5 protein-coding genes are annotated in these 3,070 nt (G+C 38.2%); all 5 read right to left on the bottom strand.

All coding sequences use genetic code 11. From position 1 onward, the window contains the following. Window positions 1–104 precede the first annotated feature (104 nt). Genes FBF73_RS09745 through FBF73_RS10180 form a run of 5 tightly spaced genes read right to left on the bottom strand, consistent with a single transcriptional unit; the run spans window position 105 to window position 2,888 of the window. Window positions 105–539 carry a YwqH-like family protein gene (locus tag FBF73_RS09745; protein WP_136937694.1) on the bottom strand — a complete coding sequence of 145 codons (435 nt, stop codon included), beginning with the start codon at window positions 537–539 and terminating at the stop codon, window positions 105–107. A gap of 3 nt (window positions 540–542) precedes the next feature. Further along, window positions 543–809 carry a DUF4176 domain-containing protein gene (locus FBF73_RS09740; RefSeq protein WP_136937693.1) on the bottom strand — a complete coding sequence of 89 codons (267 nt, stop codon included), beginning with the start codon at window positions 807–809 and terminating at the stop codon, window positions 543–545. A 26-nt stretch (window positions 810–835) separates the two neighbouring features. Next, window positions 836–1,519 carry an enhanced serine sensitivity protein SseB C-terminal domain-containing protein gene (locus FBF73_RS09735; protein ID WP_004264066.1) on the bottom strand — a complete coding sequence of 228 codons (684 nt, stop codon included), beginning with the start codon at window positions 1,517–1,519 and terminating at the stop codon, window positions 836–838. An 8-nt stretch (window positions 1,520–1,527) separates the two neighbouring features. Beyond that, window positions 1,528–1,845 carry a hypothetical protein gene (locus FBF73_RS09730; RefSeq protein ID WP_136937692.1) on the bottom strand — a complete coding sequence of 106 codons (318 nt, stop codon included), beginning with the start codon at window positions 1,843–1,845 and terminating at the stop codon, window positions 1,528–1,530. After that, complete coding sequence (locus tag FBF73_RS10180; RefSeq protein WP_240798253.1) at window positions 1,845–2,888, bottom strand: hypothetical protein; 1,044 nt, start codon at window positions 2,886–2,888, stop codon at window positions 1,845–1,847. The genes FBF73_RS09730 and FBF73_RS10180 overlap by 1 nt, the downstream gene beginning before the upstream one ends. Window positions 2,889–3,070: the final 182 nt, after the last annotated feature.

The following is a 3,070-nucleotide window of genomic DNA, read 5'->3' as shown; positions in this document are numbered from 1 at the left end:
AGTTTGGCTTACTCACTCCAGCCAAACTAGCCTGAGCCTTGGTCAAACTACTGATGTGCGCGTTAAACAGAACCTCAGATAATTGAATCGTTCCATACATGACCTTACCCCTCCTTCGTATGTAGTAGCTTCTCGATGAAATTTCCCAGATTGTTAATCTGACTTTGGCACCAACCAATAATGCCATGTTCTTCATTCTTTTGATTTTCCAACCTAGTGATTTCATCACAGATGGCATCATAGAAGGTATTCATCTCCGTTTGAAAACTCGTGTAGTCACTGGAGAAGCTTTCCCACTGCTTGGTGAAATCATCCTTTTGTTTGCCTTGCCAAGTAGGCTGATAATTTTTCCTAATAATCTTTTTTTTAGTATCATGAACCTTTTTTTGAATTTCCCCTACAGACTTCTTGGCCGTGCGAAGACGTTCCAATTTTTCATCGATGGAAGTAATCCGTGATTGGGCAGAGGAGATGCTGGTGGAGTAGGCATTCACTCTACCTTGAAGATAATAGATTTGATCATAGTCTATTTGCCCCATGTATTAGCCTCCTAGTTCATTTACTTCATTCAACTCAGCAACATTTCCTTTAGGAATCTCTGTCTGATCTATAACCGCAGCAATATTTTCCAACATGAGGTCATTATCCTCATCACTATAACCCTCTTGAACTACCTTAAAAATATCTTCGTCATTGAAGTAGATAAGGCTATCGCCTACCATCCCTTCGGGATAGAGGCAAGCCCCGTAGTCAAAGCGATAAATATTCCCTTTGACAGGTGCTACAATCACACGAGCAATGATGAGCATCTTTTTGGTACTTCCTTTTAAAAATATTAGCGAGTGTAAATGGGAGGATTATCCTTCATTATTTCTTCTCCTAACTCTGTATTGCTTGATATCAGATCAAAAGGACAATCAGAGTCTATTTTATGACTCGCAATTTTTTTAGAAATCTTCTCAAAAAGAAGTAGCTCATTTTGAGAGTCATCAGAATCTATGACTAGTAAGTAACTACTTTCTTCTTTCACTAGTATCTTTACGAAAAAGACATTATTAACTGAAGGAATTTCCTTAAAAATATTTGAAAGCTTTTTTTCAATCAACGTTGTATCCTCAATTGGCTTTCCAAAAAGTATTTTACGTGAATTGATTAAAGATAATATCGATTCTATATAATCTTTGTCCATAAAAACACTGATTTCACAAGGATTCAATACAACATATTTTACAGGTGAATTACGTTCTAGAAATTTATAAATATATACTATATCTACTTTGGCGAACTTAACACTTTTATTAAATAATGAACTAGATAAATTGATAGATTCAAAATCAGTAAATATAGGCAAATACTGTCTACCATCGCTACCATTTAATGTGATTAGAATATCAGAGCTATCAATTGTAGTAAAAGGTACCAACAAATATGATTTTGAAAGAGCAATAGCAAATTTCTTCCAGTCTGACTCCCTGTTATTTTCTTTATATATATTATATAAAAGATTCAAATCTAACATTAACTTCCTCATTCTTCTAATAAAGCATCAATTCTATTTAATAATGACGAAAATTGAGTATTACATTTTGTCATATATGTAGCATCAGAATCAAGAATATAAAAATCCGATAAACCGTCTCTTGGGAAAAACATACTTTTGTACATTTTTCGAAGTTTCTCTATACATTCATTTGGGAGTTCAGGATTTTCTATATTTTGTATGATTGCTATCATATTTTGAAGCGTCCCTATAAAATAATTAACATTATGACGCTGCTTATGTTCTGATAGAATCCCTAATAAGTCAATTAACAATTCTATTAGTTCTTCTTTGAAATTTACCATCACCTTATTCCTCCTAGATGTGTTGTATTATTAAGAATTCCATCAATAGTCCAGGGTTTATTGATAAATATCTGTTCTTTGCCACCAATATATACTCCTCCTTGAGATCCTGTAGGACCTTCATAATAGACGGTACCTTTTGGGAACTTAGTAGCATAGATATCAGTCAATTCTGATGTACCTGTTAAGACTCCTGTATCCCTATCAATCCACTGAGGTTTAACTGCGGACTCTATCCTAACTTTTATTACTGACTCAGGGATATCCCTTGTATAATATTGTCCTAAAGGACTGTCAGAATTTCCTGCTCTAAAAAAGACCGTATCCTCTTCTAATATTTTCACATTATATTTACCGCTAGCGAAACTTTTAGCTGCAGTTTCATTAATTTCTAGTAGTGGCCCAGGATTTTCAATCATATTGTAACTATATTCTCTTGGATTGGTGGACACCTTATTGAGACTAAACTTGCTGGCTGCTGAAGCTACCGCATAGCCACCTACGATATTCCCGATAAAGTTTGCGGTTTGGGCATCTTCCTCACTACCACCTAGGAGCTTAGTCCCATGATAGGCTACCTGACCCGCTGTATAGGCGCCTGCTTCCCCTATCGCAAACTGGGTCACCCCCTTGACAACGCTCTGAGTCTGCCCTATGGGAATCATGATAGCACTCGCCGTCACAAAGATATTCCCAACATCATGATACAGCTTGTCATTCCCCATGAAAAGCGTATCTCTGATGGGATTTCCTGCTTTAGTCTGAATATCCCCTGCATTCCCAAGTTTGATATCCTGATCAGCCTCATACATATTAGAAGCCCCATAGGCTGTTGTCCCAAGACCCACTATACCGCCTGCAACAACTAAAGGAGTCGCAGAGCCCAATGTAACTACGATGGCTGTCACTCCGACAATGATAGTCAATGCGCTAACAGCCAGGTCTTTCCAACCGTTCTTGGCTCGATCCTCCGCAGCCAAGGCCTCAAAACGAGCCTTGTCTCTCTCCTGAGCAGCTTGTACGCGTTCAACACGACTCTCCATCTGCTTGGTTGCCTGTTTGTAGGCTATCGCAAAGCGTTGGACAGACTGGAGTTTGGCGAAATCACCCGACTGATAAGTCCCTACAGTCCGTGTCTTCCCTGCATGTTCTGCGATCAAGGCCTTGGTCGCCGACAAGAGTTCCTTAAAGGCAACCAAATCCTGACTCGCATGATTACTTTCAT

Origin of the sequence: Streptococcus mitis, assembly GCF_005144795.1 — a bacterium.
Taxonomy (GTDB): domain Bacteria; phylum Bacillota; class Bacilli; order Lactobacillales; family Streptococcaceae; genus Streptococcus; species Streptococcus mitis_BB.
Note: the sequence above shows the minus strand (reverse complement) of the source record. Positions and strands in the feature narration are given on the sequence as shown.